The 17943-nt window shown below is 75.7% G+C and carries 18 protein-coding genes; 7 read left to right on the plus strand and 11 right to left on the minus strand.

Annotated elements, in window-relative coordinates; translation table 11 throughout:
* Positions 1-22 precede the first annotated feature (22 nt).
* Positions 23-625: a cob(I)yrinic acid a,c-diamide adenosyltransferase gene (locus BUE37_RS18130; RefSeq protein ID WP_073421713.1), complete on the minus strand. Its 603-nt coding sequence runs from the start codon at positions 623-625 to the stop codon at positions 23-25.
* A 58-nt stretch (positions 626-683) separates the two neighbouring features.
* Here BUE37_RS18130 and murA point away from each other — a divergent pair, with 58 nt between their 5' ends.
* Complete coding sequence (gene murA, locus BUE37_RS18135) at positions 684-1964, plus strand: UDP-N-acetylglucosamine 1-carboxyvinyltransferase (protein WP_073421714.1); 1281 nt, start codon at positions 684-686, stop codon at positions 1962-1964.
* A 60-nt stretch (positions 1965-2024) separates the two neighbouring features.
* Here the strand turns inward: murA and BUE37_RS18140 are convergent, their stop codons facing one another.
* Positions 2025-2357 (minus strand): hypothetical protein, encoded by a 333-nt coding sequence (locus tag BUE37_RS18140; protein WP_073422003.1) that lies wholly within the window; start codon positions 2355-2357, stop codon positions 2025-2027.
* A 125-nt stretch (positions 2358-2482) separates the two neighbouring features.
* Here BUE37_RS18140 and BUE37_RS18145 point away from each other — a divergent pair, with 125 nt between their 5' ends.
* The gene (locus tag BUE37_RS18145) at positions 2483-4501 is read left to right on the plus strand and encodes a protein meaA (protein ID WP_073421715.1); all 2019 of its coding nucleotides are present in this window, start codon (positions 2483-2485) and stop codon (positions 4499-4501) included.
* Here BUE37_RS18145 and BUE37_RS18150 read toward each other — a convergent pair.
* Together BUE37_RS18150 and BUE37_RS18155 are read right to left on the minus strand one after the other, a co-directional pair.
* Positions 4498-5712, minus strand: coding sequence for a sensor domain-containing phosphodiesterase (locus tag BUE37_RS18150; RefSeq protein WP_139253033.1), 1215 nt, complete (start codon positions 5710-5712; stop codon positions 4498-4500). The genes BUE37_RS18145 and BUE37_RS18150 overlap by 4 nt on opposite strands.
* Positions 5713-5772: 60 nt before the next feature.
* Positions 5773-6495 (minus strand): YqjF family protein, encoded by a 723-nt coding sequence (locus BUE37_RS18155; RefSeq protein WP_073421716.1) that lies wholly within the window; start codon positions 6493-6495, stop codon positions 5773-5775.
* Between the two features lie 59 nt (positions 6496-6554).
* Here BUE37_RS18155 and BUE37_RS18160 point away from each other — a divergent pair, with 59 nt between their 5' ends.
* Both BUE37_RS18160 and BUE37_RS18165 read left to right on the plus strand, forming a co-directional pair.
* The gene (locus BUE37_RS18160) at positions 6555-7328 is read left to right on the plus strand and encodes an enoyl-CoA hydratase-related protein (RefSeq protein WP_073421717.1); all 774 of its coding nucleotides are present in this window, start codon (positions 6555-6557) and stop codon (positions 7326-7328) included.
* A 50-nt stretch (positions 7329-7378) separates the two neighbouring features.
* Positions 7379-7909 (plus strand): NUDIX hydrolase family protein, encoded by a 531-nt coding sequence (locus tag BUE37_RS18165; RefSeq protein WP_073421718.1) that lies wholly within the window; start codon positions 7379-7381, stop codon positions 7907-7909.
* 9 nt (positions 7910-7918) lie between these two features.
* Here BUE37_RS18165 and BUE37_RS18170 read toward each other — a convergent pair whose 3' ends face one another.
* Positions 7919-8755 carry a hypothetical protein gene (locus tag BUE37_RS18170; protein WP_073421719.1) on the minus strand — a complete coding sequence of 279 codons (837 nt, stop codon included), beginning with the start codon at positions 8753-8755 and terminating at the stop codon, positions 7919-7921.
* 66 nt (positions 8756-8821) lie between these two features.
* Here BUE37_RS18170 and nucS point away from each other — a divergent pair, with 66 nt between their 5' ends.
* From nucS to BUE37_RS18185, 3 genes are all read left to right on the plus strand, one after another.
* Complete coding sequence (nucS, locus tag BUE37_RS18175) at positions 8822-9505, plus strand: endonuclease NucS (RefSeq protein ID WP_073421720.1); 684 nt, start codon at positions 8822-8824, stop codon at positions 9503-9505.
* Between the two features lie 76 nt (positions 9506-9581).
* Positions 9582-11363, plus strand: a complete 1782-nt coding sequence (locus BUE37_RS18180; protein WP_073421721.1) for a 3-hydroxyacyl-CoA dehydrogenase family protein — start codon at positions 9582-9584, stop codon at positions 11361-11363.
* Between the two features lie 4 nt (positions 11364-11367).
* Positions 11368-11679 (plus strand): hypothetical protein, encoded by a 312-nt coding sequence (locus BUE37_RS18185; RefSeq protein WP_073421722.1) that lies wholly within the window; start codon positions 11368-11370, stop codon positions 11677-11679.
* On the opposite strand, the gene BUE37_RS18190 is transcribed toward BUE37_RS18185, so the two are convergent.
* From BUE37_RS18190 to mce, 6 genes are all read right to left on the minus strand, one after another.
* Complete coding sequence (locus BUE37_RS18190; protein ID WP_245794710.1) at positions 11676-12353, minus strand: class F sortase; 678 nt, start codon at positions 12351-12353, stop codon at positions 11676-11678. The genes BUE37_RS18185 and BUE37_RS18190 overlap by 4 nt on opposite strands.
* Positions 12350-13237 (minus strand): DUF4397 domain-containing protein, encoded by an 888-nt coding sequence (locus BUE37_RS18195; RefSeq protein ID WP_073421723.1) that lies wholly within the window; start codon positions 13235-13237, stop codon positions 12350-12352. Before BUE37_RS18195 ends, BUE37_RS18190 begins: the two co-directional genes overlap by 4 nt.
* A gap of 126 nt (positions 13238-13363) precedes the next feature.
* Positions 13364-14335, minus strand: a complete 972-nt coding sequence (locus tag BUE37_RS18200; RefSeq protein WP_073421724.1) for a hypothetical protein — start codon at positions 14333-14335, stop codon at positions 13364-13366.
* Between the two features lie 74 nt (positions 14336-14409).
* Positions 14410-15822 (minus strand): hypothetical protein, encoded by a 1413-nt coding sequence (locus tag BUE37_RS18205; protein ID WP_073421725.1) that lies wholly within the window; start codon positions 15820-15822, stop codon positions 14410-14412.
* 199 nt (positions 15823-16021) lie between these two features.
* Entirely contained in the window at positions 16022-17353 is a 1332-nt protein-coding gene (gene ccrA / locus BUE37_RS18210; protein ID WP_139253034.1) for a crotonyl-CoA carboxylase/reductase, read from the minus strand.
* A gap of 128 nt (positions 17354-17481) precedes the next feature.
* On the minus strand, positions 17482-17937 hold the full coding sequence (gene mce / locus BUE37_RS18215; protein WP_073421727.1) for a methylmalonyl-CoA epimerase: 456 nt from the start codon (positions 17935-17937) through the stop codon (positions 17482-17484).
* Positions 17938-17943 lie beyond the last annotated feature (6 nt).

Consider the following 17943-nt stretch of genomic DNA (forward strand, 5'->3'; position numbering starts at 1 on the left):
GCCCGGCGGCCGGCCCGGGCGGTCAGCCGCGGGCGGCGCGCTGGGCGTGCACCCCGCTGTGCGCCCCCGGCTCCCAGAGGACGTCGCCGTCGGGGTTGGCCTCGCGGGCGAGGATGAACACCAGGTCCGAGAGCCGGTTGAGGTAGCGCGCCGTCTCGGGGTTGGTGCGCTCGCCGTCGGCCTCCAGCAGCGCCCAGACGCTCCGCTCGGCCCGCCGGACCACCACCCGCGCCTGGTGCAGCAGCGCCGCGAGCGGGGTGCCGCCGGGCAGCACGAAGCTGGTCAGCTTCGGCAGCGCCTCGTTGTGCTCGTCGCAGGCGGCCTCCAGCCGCTCGGTGTAGGCGGCGGTCACCCGCAGCGGCGGGTACGCCGGGTCCGGGACGATCGGGGTGCAGAGGTCGGCGCCGACGTCGAACAGGTCGTTCTGCACGCTGCGCAGCAGCTCGGTCAGCTCCGGCGTCGGCGAGCCGAGCGCGAGCGCGACGCCGATGACGCTGTTGGCCTCGTCGACGTCGGCGTAGGCGACCAGTCGCGGGTCGGTCTTCGACACCCGGCTCATGTCGCCGAGGTGGGTCTGCCCGGCGTCACCGGTCTTCGTGTAGATGCGGGTGAGCCGGACGGTCATGGCCAGGAGACTAGGCGCTGGCCGGAGGCCGCCGGCGGGCCCGCCGTAGGGTGGGCCGGTGCAGTGCTTCGAGGTGACCGGGGGCACGGCCCTCACGGGCAGGGTCCGCGTCACGGGCGCCAAGAACAGCGCCCTCAAGCTCATGGCCGCGGCGCTCCTGGCCTCCGGCCGGACGACCATCGACGAGGTCCCCGACATCCTCGACGTGGCGATCATGAGCGAGGTGCTGCGCCGGCTGGGCTGCGGCGTCACCTACGAGCGGTCGGGGCAGCCCGGGGGCGGCGGCCGGGTCGTCGTCGACGTGCCGGAGCAGCCGGCCACCGAGACGGACTACGACCTAGTCCGCAAGATGCGCGCCTCGATCAGCGTGCTCGGCCCGCTGGTGGCCCGCTGCGGCAGCGCCAAGGTCGCGCTGCCCGGCGGCGACGCGATCGGCTCCCGCGGCCTGGACATGCACATCTCCGGCCTCGAGCGGCTCGGCGCCTCCATCCACAGCGAGCACGGCTTCCTCGTGGCCACCGCGCCGCGGCTCCAGGGCACCTCGATCTGGCTGGACTTCCCGTCGGTCGGCGCCACCGAGAACCTGCTCATGGCCGCGGTGCTCGCCGAGGGCACGACCGTCATCGACAACGCCGCGCGCGAGCCGGAGATCGTCGACATCTGCTCGATGCTCACGGCGATGGGCGCGCGGATCGACGGCGCGGGCTCCTCCACGCTGACCATCGAGGGCGTCGACGCCCTGCGCCCGGTCACCTACAGCACCGTCCCCGACCGGATCGTCGCCGGCACCTGGGCGATCGGGGCGGTGATGACCCGCGGCGACGTCGTCGTGGAGCGGGCCGTGCCCGACCACCTCGCCGTCCCGCTGGACAAGCTGGTGAGCGCCGGGGCGACCGTCGAGGTGGTCGAGAACGGCATCCGGGTGGCCATGGAGGAGCGGCCCCGTGGGGTCGACGTCGTCACGCTGCCCTTCCCCGGGTTCCCCACGGACCTGCAGCCGATGGCGGTCGCGCTCGCCGCGGTGTCCACCGGCACGGCGCTGATCACCGAGAACGTGTTCGAGGGCCGGTTCATGTTCGTCAACGAGCTGGTCCGGCTGGGCGCCGACGTGCGCATCGACGGCCACCACGCCGTCGTCCGGGGCCGGGAGCGGCTCTCCAGCGCGCCGGTGCTGGCCACCGACATCCGCGCCGGCGCCGGGCTGGTGCTCGCCGGGCTGCTCACCGACGGCGTCACCGAGGTGCAGGACGTGCACCACGTCGACCGCGGCTACCCCGACTTCGTCGAGCTGCTCACCGGCCTCGGCGCCGAGATCCGCCGGGTCGAGCGCCCCGACTGAGGAAGGACCCCCGTGCCCCCGGACCTCGCTGCGCTCGGCCCGGGCCCCTGCACGGGGCCGCTAGCGGGCCGGGAACGAGGCCGCGAGCTCGCGGGCGCGGGGGGCGTCCTCGGGGAAGACGAGCACGTCGGCCCGGTGCGCCTCGGGGAAGCGGATCGTCGAGCGGATCCCGGCGTCGGACAGGACGGCGCGCAGGGCCAGCGCCGACTCCCGCCGCGACAGCGTGGCCACGCGGGTCAGCAGGCCGTCGTCCGACGGCGTGGGACGGCCGCGGCGCATGCCGCCGGTCGAGCTCCCGCCGAAGGCCCAGCGCATGAACAGCGCCAGCAGGACCATGACCACGATCGCGATGACCGGCCCGGCGATGTAGCTGAGACTGCCCGGCTGCAGCATCCCGGCCCCCTCCGTCGACCCCGGCCGCGCCCCGCCGGCACGGTCGTCCACGATCGAGTGTGCCACCGCCGGAGCTCCCGGACCGGTGCTGCTACTGGCCGGTAACAGCCCTACACTCCGCGGGCATGCCGTTCCCTTCAGCGCCGAAGGACCGCGACCGCCCCTGGGTCATGCGCACCTACGCCGGCCACTCGTCACCCGCCGAGTCGAACGCGCTGTACCGGCGCAACCTGGCGAAGGGGCAGACCGGGCTGTCGGTCGCCTTCGACCTGCCGACGCAGACCGGCTACGACCCCGACGACGAGCTCGCCGTCGGCGAGGTGGGCAAGGTCGGCGTGCCGGTGACGCACATCGGTGACATGCGCGCGCTGTTCGACGGCATCCCGCTCGACGAGATGAACACGTCGATGACGATCAACGCCACGGCGATGTGGCTGCTCGCGCTCTACCAGGCCGTCGCCGAGGAGCACGGCCACGACGTCGCGAAGCTCGCGGGGACGACGCAGAACGACATCATCAAGGAGTACCTGTCGCGGGGGACCTACGTGTTCCCGCCCGGGCCCTCGATGCGGCTGATCACCGACATGGTCGCCTACACGGTGACGGCCATGCCGAAGTGGAACCCCATCAACATCTGCAGCTACCACCTGCAGGAGGCCGGGGCGACGCCGGTGCAGGAGATCGCGTACGCGATGAGCACCGCGATCGCCGTCCTGGACTCCGTCCGCGACTCCGGCCAGGTGCCGCAGGAGCGCTTCGGCGAGGTGGTCGCGCGCATCTCCTTCTTCGTCAACGCGGGTGTCCGCTTCGTCGAGGAGATGTGCAAGATGCGCGCCTTCACCCAGCTGTGGGACGAGCTGACGCAGGAGCGCTACGGCGTGCAGGACCCCAAGCACCGCCGGTTCCGCTACGGCGTGCAGGTCAACTCCCTCGGCCTGACCGAGGCGCAGCCGGAGAACAACGTGCAGCGGATCGTGCTGGAGATGCTCGCGGTCACGCTGTCGAAGGACGCCCGCGCCCGCGCGGTGCAGCTGCCCGCCTGGAACGAGGCGCTCGGCCTGCCGCGGCCGTGGGACCAGCAGTGGTCGCTGCGGCTGCAGCAGGTGCTCGCCTACGAGACCGACCTGCTCGAGTACGACGACCTGTTCACCGGCTCGGTCGTCGTGGAGCGGAAGGTGTCCGAGCTGGTCGAGGGCGCCCGCGCCGAGATCGCCCGGGTGCAGGAGATGGGCGGGGCGGTGGCCGCCGTCGAGTCCGGCTACATGAAGGGCCGGCTCGTCGCCTCGCTGGCCGAGCGGCGGCGCCGGATGGAGAACGGGGACGACGTCGTCGTGGGCGTCAACCGGTTCGAGGGCACCGAGCCCAACCCGCTGCTGGCCGACCTCGACGCCGCCATCCAGGTCGTCGACCCCGCCGTCGAGGACGCCGCCCAGGAGGCGGTCCGCCGGTGGCGGGCCGAGCGCGACCCGGCCCCGGTCGAGGCCGCGCTGGCCGCCCTGCGGGAGGCCGCCGGCAGCGACGTCAACCTGGTGCCCGCGACGCTCGCGTGCGCCCGCGCGGGCGTGACGACGGGGGAGTGGGCGGGGGTCCTGCGCGAGGTGTTCGGCGAGTTCCGCGCCCCGACCGGCGTGGCCGCGGCCACCGGCGGCGGCGAGGCCGACGAGACGCTGGTGGCCGTCCGCGAGCGGGTGCGCGCCACCGGCGAGGAGCTCGGCGGGCGGCTGCGGTTCCTGGTCGGCAAGCCGGGGCTCGACGGGCACTCCAACGGCGCCGAGCAGATCGCCGTCCGGGCCCGCGACGCCGGCTTCGAGGTGGTCTACCAGGGCATCCGGCTGACGCCCGCGCAGATCGTGTCGGCGGCGGTCGAGGAGGACGTCCACGTCGTCGGGCTGTCGGTGCTGTCCGGCTCGCACCTCCAGGTGGTGCCGGCGGTGCTCCAGGGCCTCCGGGACGCCGGGCTCGACGACGTCCCGGTCGTGGTCGGCGGGATCATCCCCGACAGCGACGCGCGCCGGCTGCGCGAGCAGGGCGTGGCCCGGGTGTTCACGCCCAAGGACTTCGGGCTCACCGACATCATGGGCCAGGTCGTCGACGTCGTCCGCGAGGCGAACGGCCTCGACGAGCGGGTCCCCGCGCCCGCCTAGGCGGTCTGCTCGTCGGCCGCCCGGTCCAGCGGGGCCGGGCGGCCGAACAGGTGGCCCTGCCCCAGCCGGACGCCGCGGGCGAGCAGCGCGTCCCGCTCGGCGGCGGTCTCCACGCCCTCGGCCACCAGCGCGGACCCGGTCTCGGCGGCGAAGGCCACCATCGCGGCGGTCATCGCCTGCCGGGCCGGGTCGGCGTCCACGCCGCTGACCAGCGCGATGTCGAGCTTGATGGTGTCCGGGCGCAGCCGAAGGATGTGCCGCAGGCTCGCGTAGCCGGCGCCGGCGTCGTCGACGCTCAGCCGGATGCCCGCCCGTCGCAGCGGCTCGACGGCGACCAGCACGGCCGGGTAGTCCTCGATCGGCGAGTGCTCGGTGACCTCCACCGTCAGCGGCGTGGCGGCGGCGCCCTCGACGAGGGTGCGGCCCACGGCCGGCACGAGCAGCGCGTCGGGGGAGAGGTTGACCGCCAGGCGGGTGCCGGGCGGCAGCCGGTCGGCCAGCTCCAACGCCGAGCGCACCGCCAGCAGCTCCAGCTCCACGCCCAGCCCGACCGCCGCGGCGTCGGAGAACAGCGTCGCGGGGCCCTCCTCCCGGCCGGGGAAGCGGGCCAGCGCCTCGTGCGCCACCACCCGGCCCGAGCGCATGTCCACGACCGGCTGCAGGTGGATCGTCACCGCCCGGCGGGTGAGGACGTCGACAACGCGGTCGCGCCGCGCGGTGAGCTCGGCCTCGGCGAACTCCTCGGCGGCCAGCCGCTCGCCGATCAGGTCGGCCAGCATCTCCACCGTGCGCACCGCGGCGCCGTCGAGGTGCTCACCGGCGTCGCGGCTGAGGCAGCAGAGCATCCCCAGCGGGCGCCGGTCGACGTCGCGGACCGGGGCGCCGACGTAGGAGCCGATGCCCAGCGCCTCGGTGACCGCCAGGTCGCGGGTGACCGGGTTGCGGTCGGCCGCGGTCACCACGGGCGGCAGCTGGCCGGAGAGCACCCGCACGCAGAAGGACTCCTCCAGCGGCAGCGACATCCCCTCGCTCACGTTCATGGCGTCGAGCGCGCCGGTGGCCGAGGTGACCTCCTGCCGGCCCTCGGTGAACACCGACAGCCACGCGACGTCCATGTCGAGCCGGGTCCGGGCGAGGTCGAGCAGCCGGTGCACCCAGTCGTCGGAGGGAGCGGACGTCGGGGGAGCGGCGAGCGACCGGGGAGAGCCCACCCCGGCATCCTGACGGTTGGGAGAGCGCTTGCCCAGCGGTGGCGGAACGGCGTCGGACGGCTACCGGCGCGGGCCGAAGCGGACGTCGACGCCCGGGGAGAACAGCACGCTGTCCGGCGGGCCGCCGACCCCCGGCAACCCGGCGGCGGCCAGCAGGTCGCCGTCCCAGGTCAGCAGCTCGGCGCGGTGCAGCGGCCAGGCCGGGTGCTCGTTGGGCCAGTAGCGGGTGCGGCCGAGCGTCGTCTGGTGCAGCCCCCACCGGCCGGTGAGGAACCGCTCGAGCGGGCCGGGCGCGGCCAGCCGCTCGCCCACCCGCAGCTCCACCCGCCCGCCGGCGCCGCGGGGGCCGGGCCAGCGGCGGCGCGAGGTGTAGGTGAGCCGGTCGCCGTCGCGGGCGAACCGCATCCGCGACCACAGGTAGGGCAGTCCGGCGGCCCGGGCGACCAGCACCGGCAGCAGCCGGTCGGCGTCGAGGGACCGGAAGACGACGCCGCGGCGGCCCTGCGCGTCGACGGAGTACAGCCGCACGTTGGTCTCGAGGAACGAGCCGACCCACGGCAGGCCGGGGGAGCCCAGGACGCCGATGCGCCGCATCCGGAACGGCACGAGGCCCACCCAGCTCGCGCCGTCGTGCACGTCGGGCTCGGTGCCGGCGGGCAGCAGCGGCGCGACGACGGCGGGGTCGACCGCCCAGTGCACGAACGCGACGTCGCGCCAGCCCTGCGTGAACAGCGTCCGGCCGGCGGCGCGCGGCGCGGTGTCGGTGACCTCCTCGGGCTGCACGCCTCCAGCCTCCCCAGCGGCGTTGCCCGCGGCGACCCCGCCGTGGTGAGGTCGGCCACATGACCGCTGAGGGTGCGCCCCGCGTCGAGCGGGACGGCGACGTCGTCCGCATCACCATGTGCCGGCCGCGGAGGCGCAACGCGCTGTCCCGCGACCACCTGGAGCAGTTGCTGGCCGCGGTGCGCGAGGTGGGGGAGGGCGACGCCGCCGGCATCGTGCTCGCGGGCGAGGGGCCGGTGTTCAGCGCGGGCCACGACTTCGCCGACGTCCTCGACGCCCCGCTGACCGACGTGCGCAGCCTGCTGGCGCTGTGCACCGAGCTCATGCAGGCGATCGAGCAGGTGCCGCAGGTCGTCGTCGCGCGGGTGCACGCGCTGGCCACCGCCGCCGGGTGCCAGCTGGTGGCCTCTTGCGACCTGGCCGTCGCCGCCGAGTCGGCCGGTTTCGCCGCGCCGGGCGGGAAGGGCGGCTGGTTCTGCCACACGCCGATGGTGCCGATCGCCCGCAACGTCGGCCGCAAGCGCGCGATGGAGCTGGCGCTCACCGGCGACGTCATCGACGCCCGCACCGCGCTGGACTGGGGCCTGGTCAACCGGGTGGTCCCCGACGACGAGCTGGACGCCGCCGTCGACGAGCTCGTGGCGCGGGCGACCCGCGGCTCGCGGGCCAGCAAGGCGTGGGGCAAGCGGACGATGTACGCCCAGCTCGACCGGCCCGAGCGCGACGCCTACGCCACGGCCGTCGAGGTCATGGCCGCGGCCAGCCAGCTCGACGGCGCCCGCGAGGGCATGGCCTCGTTCCTGGAGAAGCGGCCCGCGGTCTGGACCGACTGATCGGGGGACCCTGCCGGGCCGCCCGCGGCCGCGTCGGATAGACAGTCCGCATGTCCGAGGTGACGCGGTCCGACGCCGGCTGGCTCTCCCGCGAGGAGATGGACCTCGCGCGGGAGCGCCTGCCGATCCTGTACGTGGACGCCGTGCCGGTGCGGGTGGACGGCCAGGGCGTCGTCACCGCCGTCGGCCTGCTGCTGCGGATCGGCGAGGACGGGCAGGTGAAGCGGGCGCTGGTCTCGGGCCGGGTGCTGCACCACGAGCGGGTCCGCTCGGCGCTGCTGCGGCACCTGGAGAAGGACCTCGGCCCGCTCGCGCTGCCGCGCGTCCCCCCGGCACCGCAGCCCTTCACCATCGCGGAGTACTTCCCGACGCCGGGCGTGACGCCGTTCCACGACCCCCGCCAGCACGCCGTCTCGCTGGCCTACGTCGTGCCGGTCGAGGGCGACTGCGCGCCGCAGCAGGACGCGCTGGAGCTCACCTGGTTCACCCCGGACGAGGTGCGCGGGTCGACCGTGCTGGCCGAGCTGGCCGGCGGGCAGGGCACGCTGCTCCTGCAGGCGCTGGCCCACCTCGGCGTCTGAGCCACCGGGTCAGCGCCCGAGGTCGGCGCAGCCCGTCTCGTGCGGGAGGACCGGCCGGAACGTGACCGACCAGCGGGCGCCGTCGGGCGTGACCCACGGCGTGAGGGCGTTCGCCGACGCGGCCGCGGCCAGCACGTCGGCGCCCTCGCGGCCGGTGGCGCTCACGCAGGTCAGGCCCGCGCCGAGCGGCGTCCCGGGCAGCTCCGGCCCGGGCCAGGCGACGTCGGGCTGCGGCAGCTCCGGGTCGCCGCCGGGATGCGGCTGCACCACGGCGGCGACGGTCTGCGGGACGTAGGGCTCGCTCGGCCCGGTCTGCGAGGTGAGCTCGTCGACCAGCCCGCGCAGCCGCGTGCGGGCCTCCGCCTGCTCCGGCGTCACCGAGTCGTCGGGCGTCTCGGACAGGGCGTAGACCTCCCGCACCGCCGTGCCGCCGCCGGTGACCAGGGTGAAACGGGTCGTCGGCGCGTCGGCCACCGGTGGGTCGCCGAGGTCGCCGGACTCCTCGACGCCGGCGTCGACGGCGGCCTGCACGAGGTCGCGGACGACGTCCTCGCCGACCTGCTGCACCTGCACGTTCGGCAGCGCCGGCGCCGGCCAGATCTCGATCTGCGGGCCCTGGGTGAGGATCCGCCCGTCGCCGTAGACGCTCACCACGGGCAGCCGGGCGGCGAGCTCGTCCGGCGTGGTGAAGCCGCCCGTGTGCGCCACCTGCAGCACCAGCCCGGGCGGCAGCGGCGCCGGGTCGGGGGAGGGTGCCGCGGCGTCCCCGCCGCCCCCGGCACAGGCCGCGAGCGAGAGCGCCAGGGCGAGCAGGCCGGCCGCGCGGGCCGTCGACGTCGTCGTCACGGTCGTGCGACGCCCGACCCCGGCCGCGGGGTTCCCGTCGTGACCGGACCGGTACCGTCGGCGCCCGTGCGCCTGGTCATCGCCCGTTGCTCGGTCGACTACATCGGGCGGCTGACCGCCCACCTGCCCCTCGCCACCCGGCTGCTGCTGGTGAAGGCCGACGGCTCGGTGTCGGTGCACGCCGACGACCGCGCCTACAAGCCGCTCAACTGGATGACCCCGCCCTGCACCCTCAAGGACGAGCTCGTCGACACCCCCGACGGCCGGGCCGGCACCTGGACGGTCACCAACAAGGCCGGGGAGCAGCTGGTCATCACGATCGAGGCGGTCGAGCACGACAGCTCGCACGAGCTCGGCGTGGACCCGGGCCTGCAGAAGGACGGCGTCGAGGCGGAGCTCCAGCGGCTGCTCGCGCTGCACGTGGAGACCTTCGGCGCCGGCTGGACGCTGGTGCGCCGGGAGTACCCGACGGCGATCGGCCCGGTCGACCTGCTCTGCCGGGACGCCGACGGCCGCACGGTGGCGGTGGAGATCAAGCGGCGCGGGGAGATCGACGGCGTCGAGCAGCTCACCCGCTACCTGGAGCTGCTCAACCGCGACCCGCTGCTCGCGCCGGTCAAGGGCGTGTTCGCCGCGCAGGAGATCAAGCCGCAGGCGCGGGTGCTGGCCGGCGACCGCGGCATCGACTGCGTGACCGTCGACTACGCCGTCCTCAAGGGCACCGACGACCCGACGCAGCGCCTGTTCTGAGCCCTACCCAGGGGTAACCGCCGCCGTCCCGGGTGGGAGACTGCCCCGGTCGGAACGGGTACGGAGGGATGGCAGCGTGGCCAGAGAACTGACCGAGGTCGGCGTGGTGGGGCTCGGCACCATGGGTGCGGGCATCGCCGAGGTCCTGGCCCGCGCGGGCCTGTCGGTGACCGCCGTGGAGATCAGCGAGGACGCACTCGGCCGCGGCCGCGGGCACGTCGAGCAGTCGACGGACAAGGCGGTCTCGCGCGGCAAGCTGGAGCCGGCGGAGCGCGACGCGATCCTCGGCCGCATCCGGTTCAGCACCTCGCTGGAGGACCTCGCCGCCGCCGAGCTGGTCGTCGAGGCCGTCCCGGAGCGGATGGAGCTCAAGACCGACCTGTTCGCGAAGCTCGACAAGATCTGCCCGCCGGACACCATCCTGGCCACGAACACCTCGAGCCTGTCGGTGACCGAGCTGTCGGTGGCCACCGGCCGCCCGAGCAAGGTCATCGGGATGCACTTCTTCAACCCGGCGCCGGTCATGAAGCTGGTCGAGGTGGTGCGCACGGTGGTCACCGAGCCCTCGGTCATCGAGGACGTCGAGGCCCTGGCCGCCCGCCTCGGCAAGGTCGACGTGACGATCGGCGACAAGGCCGGCTTCATCGCCAACGCCCTGCTGTTCGGCTACCTCAACCACGCGGTCTCCATGTACGAGAACCGCTACGCCAGCCGCGAGGACATCGACGCCGCCATGCGGCTGGGCTGCGGCCTGCCCATGGGCCCGCTCGCGCTCATGGACCTCATCGGCATCGACACCGCCTACGAGATCCTCGACACGATGTACAAGCAGTCGCGCGACCGGCTGCACGCCCCGAGCCCGGTGATCAAGCAGATGATGACCGCGGGCCTGCTGGGCCGGAAGTCCGGCCGCGGCTTCTACACCTACGCCGGCCGCGACTCCGCCGAGGTCGTCCCCGACGCCGCCACGCCGCCGGCCGGCGGCGCCGCCGAGGGCGCGCGCCCGGTCTCGCTGGTCGGCGTCGTCGGCTCGGGCACGATGGCCACCGGGATCATCGAGGTCGTCGCCAAGGGCGGCTACGACGTCGTCTTCCAGGCCCGCTCGCCGGAGAAGGTCGAGGCGGTCCGCACGGCGCTGGCCCGGTCGCTGGACAAGCAGGTGGCCCGCGGGCGCCTGGACGAGGCCGGCCGCGACGAGGTGCTCGGCCGGGTCCGCGGCACGACGTCGCTCGACGACCTCGCCGACCGCGACCTGGTGATCGAGGCCGTCGTCGAGTCGCTGCCGGTCAAGCAGGCGCTGTTCGCGGCGCTGGGGGAGATCGCCAAGCCGGGCGCGGTCCTCGCGACGACGACCTCGAGCCTGCCGGTCATCGAGTGCGCCAAGGCCAGCGAGCGCCCCGGCGACGTCGTCGGCCTGCACTTCTTCAACCCCGCCCCGGTGATGAAGCTCGTCGAGGTGGTCAGCACCATCGCCACCGCCCCCGACGTCGCGGCCACCGCGCACGCGGTCTGCGCGCAGCTGGGCAAGCACGCGGTCTCCTGCACCGACCGCGCCGGGTTCATCGTCAACGCGCTGCTGTTCCCCTACCTCAACGACGCGGTGAAGATGCTCGAGGCGCACTACGCGACCGCCGACGACATCGACGCCGCCATGAAGGTCGGCTGCGGCTACCCGATGGGTCCCTTCGAGCTGCTCGACGTCGTCGGCCTCGACGTGTCGCTGGCGATCGAGCGGGAGCTCTACACCGAGTTCCGCGAGCCCGGCTTCGCGCCGGCGCCGCTGCTCGAGCACCTGGTCACCGCCGGGTACCTCGGCCGCAAGACCGGCCGCGGGTTCCGGGACCACTCCGGCCGCTGAGGCCGTGCCGCGCCGGGGACGACGGAGCAGCGGGGGGCGGCCGGGGGGCCGCCCCCCGCTGTCGCGTCGCCCCGAGCCGGTCGAGGAGGCCAGCGACGGCGACTGGGTCGTCCGGCAGCTGAGCGGCGCCGCGAGCACCAAGGCCTACCGCTGCCCCGGCTGCGACCAGGAGATCCGGCCCGGCACGCCGCACGTGGTCACGTGGCCCGCCTACGCCCGCGACTCCGACCTCGAGCCGTGGGACACCGACTCCGCGGCCGACCTGCGCCGGCACTGGCACACCGCCTGCTGGCGGGCCCGCGACCGCCGCCGTTAGACGAGCCGCGCGAAGACCACCACGTTGTCCTCGTAGCTGCGCACCGAGCGGTCGAAGGCGCCGCCGCAGGTGACCAGCCGCAGCTGGGCGTCGGCGGTGGGGCCGTAGACCGCCTCGGTGGGGAAGGCGTCCTTCGGGTGCCGCTCGACGCCGGTGACGGTGAACCGGGCGGTCGTGCCGTCGGAGCGGTCGACGAGCACCTCGTCGCCGGGGGCGAGCTCGCGCAGCCGGAAGAACACCGCGGGGCCCGCGGTCGAGTCGACGTGCCCGGCCACGACCGCGGGGCCGGTCTCGCCGGGCACCGGCCCGTCGGCGTACCAGCCGGCCAGCGCGAAGTCGGCGGGCGCCTCGAGCGCGCCGGCGCCGTCGAGGCCGAGGTCGACCAGCGCGCTGTCGACGCCGATCGCCGGCACCCGCACCCGGGTGGGCACCGCCGTCGTCGCGGGCGGCCGGGCGGCCAGCACCACCGGGCCGGCCGACGACGGGGCCGGCGACGGGGCCGACGACGGTTCCGCCGCGCCGGCCGGGGATGGCGACCCGGGCGCCAGCAGGACGGCCGCCCCGGCGGCCAGGGCGAGCACCCCGACGACGGCGCGCAGCAGCACCGCCCCCCGCCGGCGGGGTGCGCGGTGCCGCGCGCGGCGGGGGGCGGTGCGCTGCCGGGTGGAGGTCACCGCGCCCGCGGGCCGGCGGCGTGCCGGGCGCGGGCGGCGTGCCCCGGGCCGGCGGCTGCGGTGCGCCGGGAGGCGACCAGCAGCAGCCCGCCGCCCGCGGCGAGCGAACCGGCCGTCGCGGTGAGCACGACCGGCAGCGACGGGGAGTCCCCGGCCGTCCCGCCGGCACCCGCCTCCACGCCGCCCGCGGGGACCACGCCGGGGCTGGCCGCGTCGAGCGCCGTCTGCACGCTCAGGCCGCCACCCGGGCGGTCGAGGACGAGCACGCTGTAGACCGAGCCCGCGTCCACCTGCACCGGCAGGTCGGTGGCCTGCCCGCCCTCGGGCGTGACGCTGATGCTGGTGGCGCCGGCAGGCACGTCCACGTAGCCGGTGGTCTCGGCGAAGGCGAGGTCGGTGGCCACCGACGGGCCGCCGGGCACGGCGACGTCGAGGGTCGGCGCGCTCGCCGCGGCGGCGATCACGCGCACCCGCGAGGACCCGGCCGCGGGCGGCGTCAGGTCGTCCTCGAGCACCTCGAGGCCCAGGTCGGCGAAGGGCCCGACGCCGGCCACCGTGCGGGCGGAGTCGGTGCCCACCTGCACCGTCGTCGACAGCACGGGCGGGCTGTCGGGGGCGGCGCCCGCGGCCCGCATGCTGATGGCGTACGTGCCGACCGGGACGGTCTGGTAGTCCGACACCGTGCCGTAGCCGACCGCCGGGAACACCTGCCCGGCGGCGGGGTCGGCGACCGAGTCGACGTACACGTCGACCGCGGGGGTGTCGGGCGACAGGTGCGCCAGGCGCAGCAGCCCCCCGTCGGCGGCGCTCGCCGCGGGCAGCGGCAGGCCCGCCAGGCCCGCCGTCAATGCCGCCACCGCCAGGACCCGGCTCGTCCTCGTCACTGCGTCCTCCCCGTGTACGAACCCGCGCTGCTCGCGGCACCCCGCGCACCGGCGGAGCCGGGCGACCGCCCCACGTCTACCCCCCGCCCGGGCGGGTCGCACGCCGAGGTCCGTCCGGGCGCGCCGTCAGCCCGCCGCGGCGCTGACCAGGGCGTCGGGCGTGGAGGCGTAGTGGAAGGACACCAGCACGCCCGCGTCGGTCACCTGCACGTCGTCGGGGCGGTAGGGCGGCAGCTGGGCGTCGAGCCACTCGCGCAGCGACGCCGTGGCCGCCGCGTCGGCGGGCACGGGCGCGCCCGCCACGGCGCCGACCAGCACCCGCCGGGCCGGGGCGTCGCCGGCCTCCTCGCCGGGCAGCGCGGGGAACCCGGCGATGCGCACGCCCTCCCGCGCGGCGACGGCGGCGAGCATGCTCAGCAGCCGCGCGTCGACGTCGCCGGACCGCAGGACGGCCGTGACCGCGGGGTCCTCGCCGGTGGCCGGGTTGGCCAGCAGCGCGTCGGCCAGCGCGCGGCGGCGGTCGAGCTCCTCGGCGGTCGGCTCGGCCGGCGCGGGGTCGACCACCAGCATCCGGCTGCCGTCCCCGGGCCGGTCGAAGGCGGCCACCACCCGCGCGCCCTCCGGCGCCGGCCCGACGACGGCGAGCAGGCTCCCCGAGGACGCGCTCTGCTCGGCGGGGCGCAGCCGGTCGGCCGGCACGCCCTCTGCCGCGAGCTCCTCGCGGACGCCGGCCGTGGCGGCGAGGTCGGTCGACGGCGGGAGCGCGGCGGCCAGCCAGTCGGCAGGTGAGGTCGCGCCGGCGGCGGGAGACGCCGCGGCGGCGGTCGACCCGGACGACGGCGCGGCCGGGGACGGGCCGGTGGTGCTGCCGCCGGCGTCGCCGGTCAGCCGCGGGACGAACGCGGCGCCGACGACCAGTACGGCGAGCACGAGGGCCAGCAGCGTGCCCCGGCCCGGCGGTCCCGACAGGGCCGGGCGCCGCCGGTGCCGGGCGCGGGAGGGCGTCCGCGCCGGGGCGGCACCGGGCGCGGGGCCGTCGTCGTCCTCGGGAGCGGCGTGCCGTGGTCCGGTGCCCTCCGGTCCGGCGGCGTCAGGCACGGGTCCTGCCTACCCTGCCGGGCCGCCGTCCGCGCGCCGGTCGCGCTGCGTCGCCGGAGAAGTGCGGGCGGGTCTCAGCGCCGCCCGGGGACGGCCGGCTGGCTGCCGGTGTCCCGCGGGTCGACGGCCGGCTGGACCTGCGTCTGCGGGTCCTCGCCCGGGGCCCGGGACTCCTCGGCCGGGGCGCCCTCGGGCCGGGCGCTGTCGGGCCGGGCGCTGTCGACGCGGGTCGAGCCGCCGGAGTGCCGGCCCTCGTCCTGCGCGCTGGTGTGCACCGGGCGGATCGACTGCGTCTGCTCGGGCGAGGCGCCGGGCGGCTGCGTGGCCGGCTGGGTCACCGGCTGCGGCGCGGTCGCCGCCCGGCCGGGCGCGGGCCGCGGCGGCGCCGTCTGCGGGCCCCCGGCGGGCTGCGCCGCGGGCTGGACGGCCGTCTGGACGGCGGTCTGCGGGCCGACCGCCGGCTGCATCCCGGTCTGCGGGCCGACGGCGGGCTGCATGGCCGTGGGCGGGCCCTGCGGCTCGCGGCGGGGGAGGCGCGCCTCCTGGGTCGCCCCCGGCCGCGGCTGCTGCGCCGGGGCCTGCGGGGCCGTGCCCTGGGCCGCCGGACCCTGGGCCGCCGGGGCCTGCTGGCCCTGCGGGGCGGGACCCTGCTGGGGCTGCTGCGGGCCCGCCGGGCGGCGCTGCGGGCGGTCGCCGAGCTCGGGCAGGGCGGACAGCACCCGCCGGGCCTCGACGAGGCGGCCGGTCAGCTCGTCACGGATGCGGCGGATGGCGGCGGCGGAGGCCTCGGCCTCGCCGACGATGCGGGCGGCGTGCGCTTCGGCGGCGGCGACCCGGTCCTGCGCGGCCTGCACCGACGCGCGCTCGCGCTCGTCGGCGGCGCGCGCGGCCTCGTCGCGGCGGGCGCGCTGCGCGATGTCGAAGTCCTGCTCGACCTTGGTGCGGCGGGCCTGGGACTCGGCGTCGAGGCGGGCGACCTTCTCCTGCGCCTTGGTGACCAGCTCGTCGGCGCGGATCTGCGCCTTGCTGGCGATCTGCTCGGCGTTCTGCCGGGCCTCGGCGAGCATCCGTTCGACCTCGGCCCGCCCGGCGGCGTGCCGCTCGAGCATCGCGCGCTCCTCGGCGGCGGTCTGCTCGCGCAGCGCGCGGGCCTCCTGCTCGGCGGCGCCGCGGATGTCGGCGGCCTCCTCCTCGGCGAGCCGGAGCATGTGCGAGATGCGCTCGCTCATGTTCTCGAACGTGGCCGGGCCCTGGTTGGCGGCCCTGCGGCGCAGCTGGTCGATCTCCGCGTGCATCGCCGAGAGCTGCCCGGCGAGGTCGCTGACGCGGCCGGCCGCGGCGTCCCGGTCGGCGAGCGCCACCCGGATGTCGGCCTCGAGACGCTCGATCGTCTCGGCCACCTGGTGGCGGTCGAAGCCCCGCAGCACCACGTCGAACGAGTGCTGTGCCTCGCGCATGGGCAGCAGGTCGCGGCGGGGATCGGTCATGCGGTTCATCCTCGCAGAGTCGGGGGGTGTCGTCAGCGTGTCGGACGGGGCCCGCGCCGCGGGCCACCGAGCCCCCGGACCGCGCCCCGTCGGTCAACGAAGCGGTCCCCCCCGGGGTGCCCGGGCGCCCGCGAGGGGCGCCCGGGCGGGCAGCATGCCACGGTCCCCGGACCCGGTCGACCGGGCCCGGGGACGGTGGTCACACGCCGCGGAAGCGGTTGATCGCGGCGAGGTGCTTCTCGCGCTTCTCGGCGTCCTTGACGCCGAGGCCCTCCTCGGGGGCGAGGGTCAGCACGCCGACCTTGCCCTGGTGGAGGTTGTGGTGGACGTCGTAGGCGGCCTGGCCGACCTCGTCCATGGCGTAGGTCTTCGACAGGGTCGGGTGCACGAGCCCCTTGTCGATGAGCCGGTTGGCCTCCCACGCCTCCTTGTAGTTGGCGAAGTGCGAGCCGACGATCCGCTTGAGGTTCATCCACAGGTAGCGGTTGTCGTAGGAGTGCATGTAGCCGCTGGTGGAGGCGCAGGTGACGATCGTGCCGCCCTTCTTGGCGACGTAGACGCTCGCGCCGAAGGTCTCGCGGCCGGGGTGCTCGAACACGATGTCGACGTCGTCCCCGCCGGTCAGCTCGCGGATCCGCTTGCCGAAGCGCTGCCACTCCCTGGGGTCCTGGGTCTGCTCGTCCTTCCAGAACCGGTAGCCCTCGGCGGAGCGGTCGATGACCAGCTCGGCGCCCATCGACCGGACGATGTCGGCCTTCTCGGGGGAGGAGACGACGCAGACGGGGATGGCGCCGCCGTTGAGCGCCATCTGGGTGGCGTAGGAGCCCAGGCCGCCCGAGGCGCCCCAGATGAGGACGACGTCGCCCTGCTTCATGGCCGCGCCGTTGCGGCTGACCAGCTGCCGGTAGGCGGTGGAGTTGACCAGCCCGGGGGCGGCCGCCTCCTCCCACGACAGGTGGGCGGGCTTGGGCATGAGCTGGTTGCTCTTGACCAGCGCCAGCTCGGCGAGGCCGCCGAAGTTGGTCTCGAAGCCCCAGATCCGCTGCTGCGGGTCCATCATCGTGTCGTCGTGGCCGGCCGGGTCCTCGAGTTCGACCGACAGGCAGTGGGCCACGACCTCGTCGCCGGGCTTCCACTTGTTGACGCCCGCGCCCACCTCGAGCACGACGCCGGCGAGGTCGGAGCCGACCACGTGGTAGGGCAGGTCGTGGCGCTTGGTGAGGTCGTTCTGGCGGCCGTAGCGCTCGAGGAAGCCGAAGGTGCTGACCGGCTCGAAGATCGACGTCCAGACGGTGTTGTAGTTCACCGACGACGCCATGACGGCGACGATCGCCTCGCCCGGGCCGAGCTCCGGGGTGGCGACCTCCTCCACGTGCAGCGACTTGCGGGGGTCCTTCTCCTTGGGAGGCAGGCCCGCGAACATGTCCTGCTCGTCCTTGCGGACCAGCACGGCCTTGTAGGACTCCGGCACCGGCAGGCCGCCGATGTCACTGAGCTGGTCGGCGAGGATGGCGTCCCTGATGGCGTCCACGTGTGTCTCCCGGGTCTTCATTGGCTCGGAGGGTGGTGCGGTGCGGCGGAGGTTACCGATGGGTAACCGGGCGTCGCGAGGGCGGTCGGCGAGACCGTGGCGGACGTCTCACCCGGCCCGGCGACGGGTCAGTGCGCGGTGCGGGCGGGCTCGACGAGCTCGACGAGCACCCCGCCGGCGTCCTTGGGGTGGACGAAGTTGACGCGGCTGTCCGACGTCCCCCGCCTCGGGGTGTCGTAGAGCAGGCGCAGGCCGCGCTCGCGCAGCGTGGCGCTGACGGCCTCGACGTCGTCGACGCGGAAGGCGAGCTGCTGCAGGCCGGGGCCCGACCGCCCGATGAACTTGGCGATCGTCGACTCGGGGGTGAGCGGGGCGAGCAGCTGGATGCGCGTCTCCCCGGTGCCGACGGCGAGCATCGCCTCCCGGACGCCCTGCTCCTCGTTGGTCTCCTCGTGCACCGAGCGCACGCCGAGGGTGTCCGCGTAGAAGGCGATCGCCTCGTCCAGGTCGGGGACGGCGATCCCGACGTGGTCGATGGTCGTGAACAGCTCGGCGGGCAGACCCGCGGGGGCGTCGGCGGTCATCGGGCC

This window comes from Geodermatophilus nigrescens, assembly GCF_900129495.1.
In the GTDB taxonomy this organism is placed as follows: Bacteria; Actinomycetota; Actinomycetes; order Mycobacteriales; family Geodermatophilaceae; genus Geodermatophilus; species Geodermatophilus nigrescens.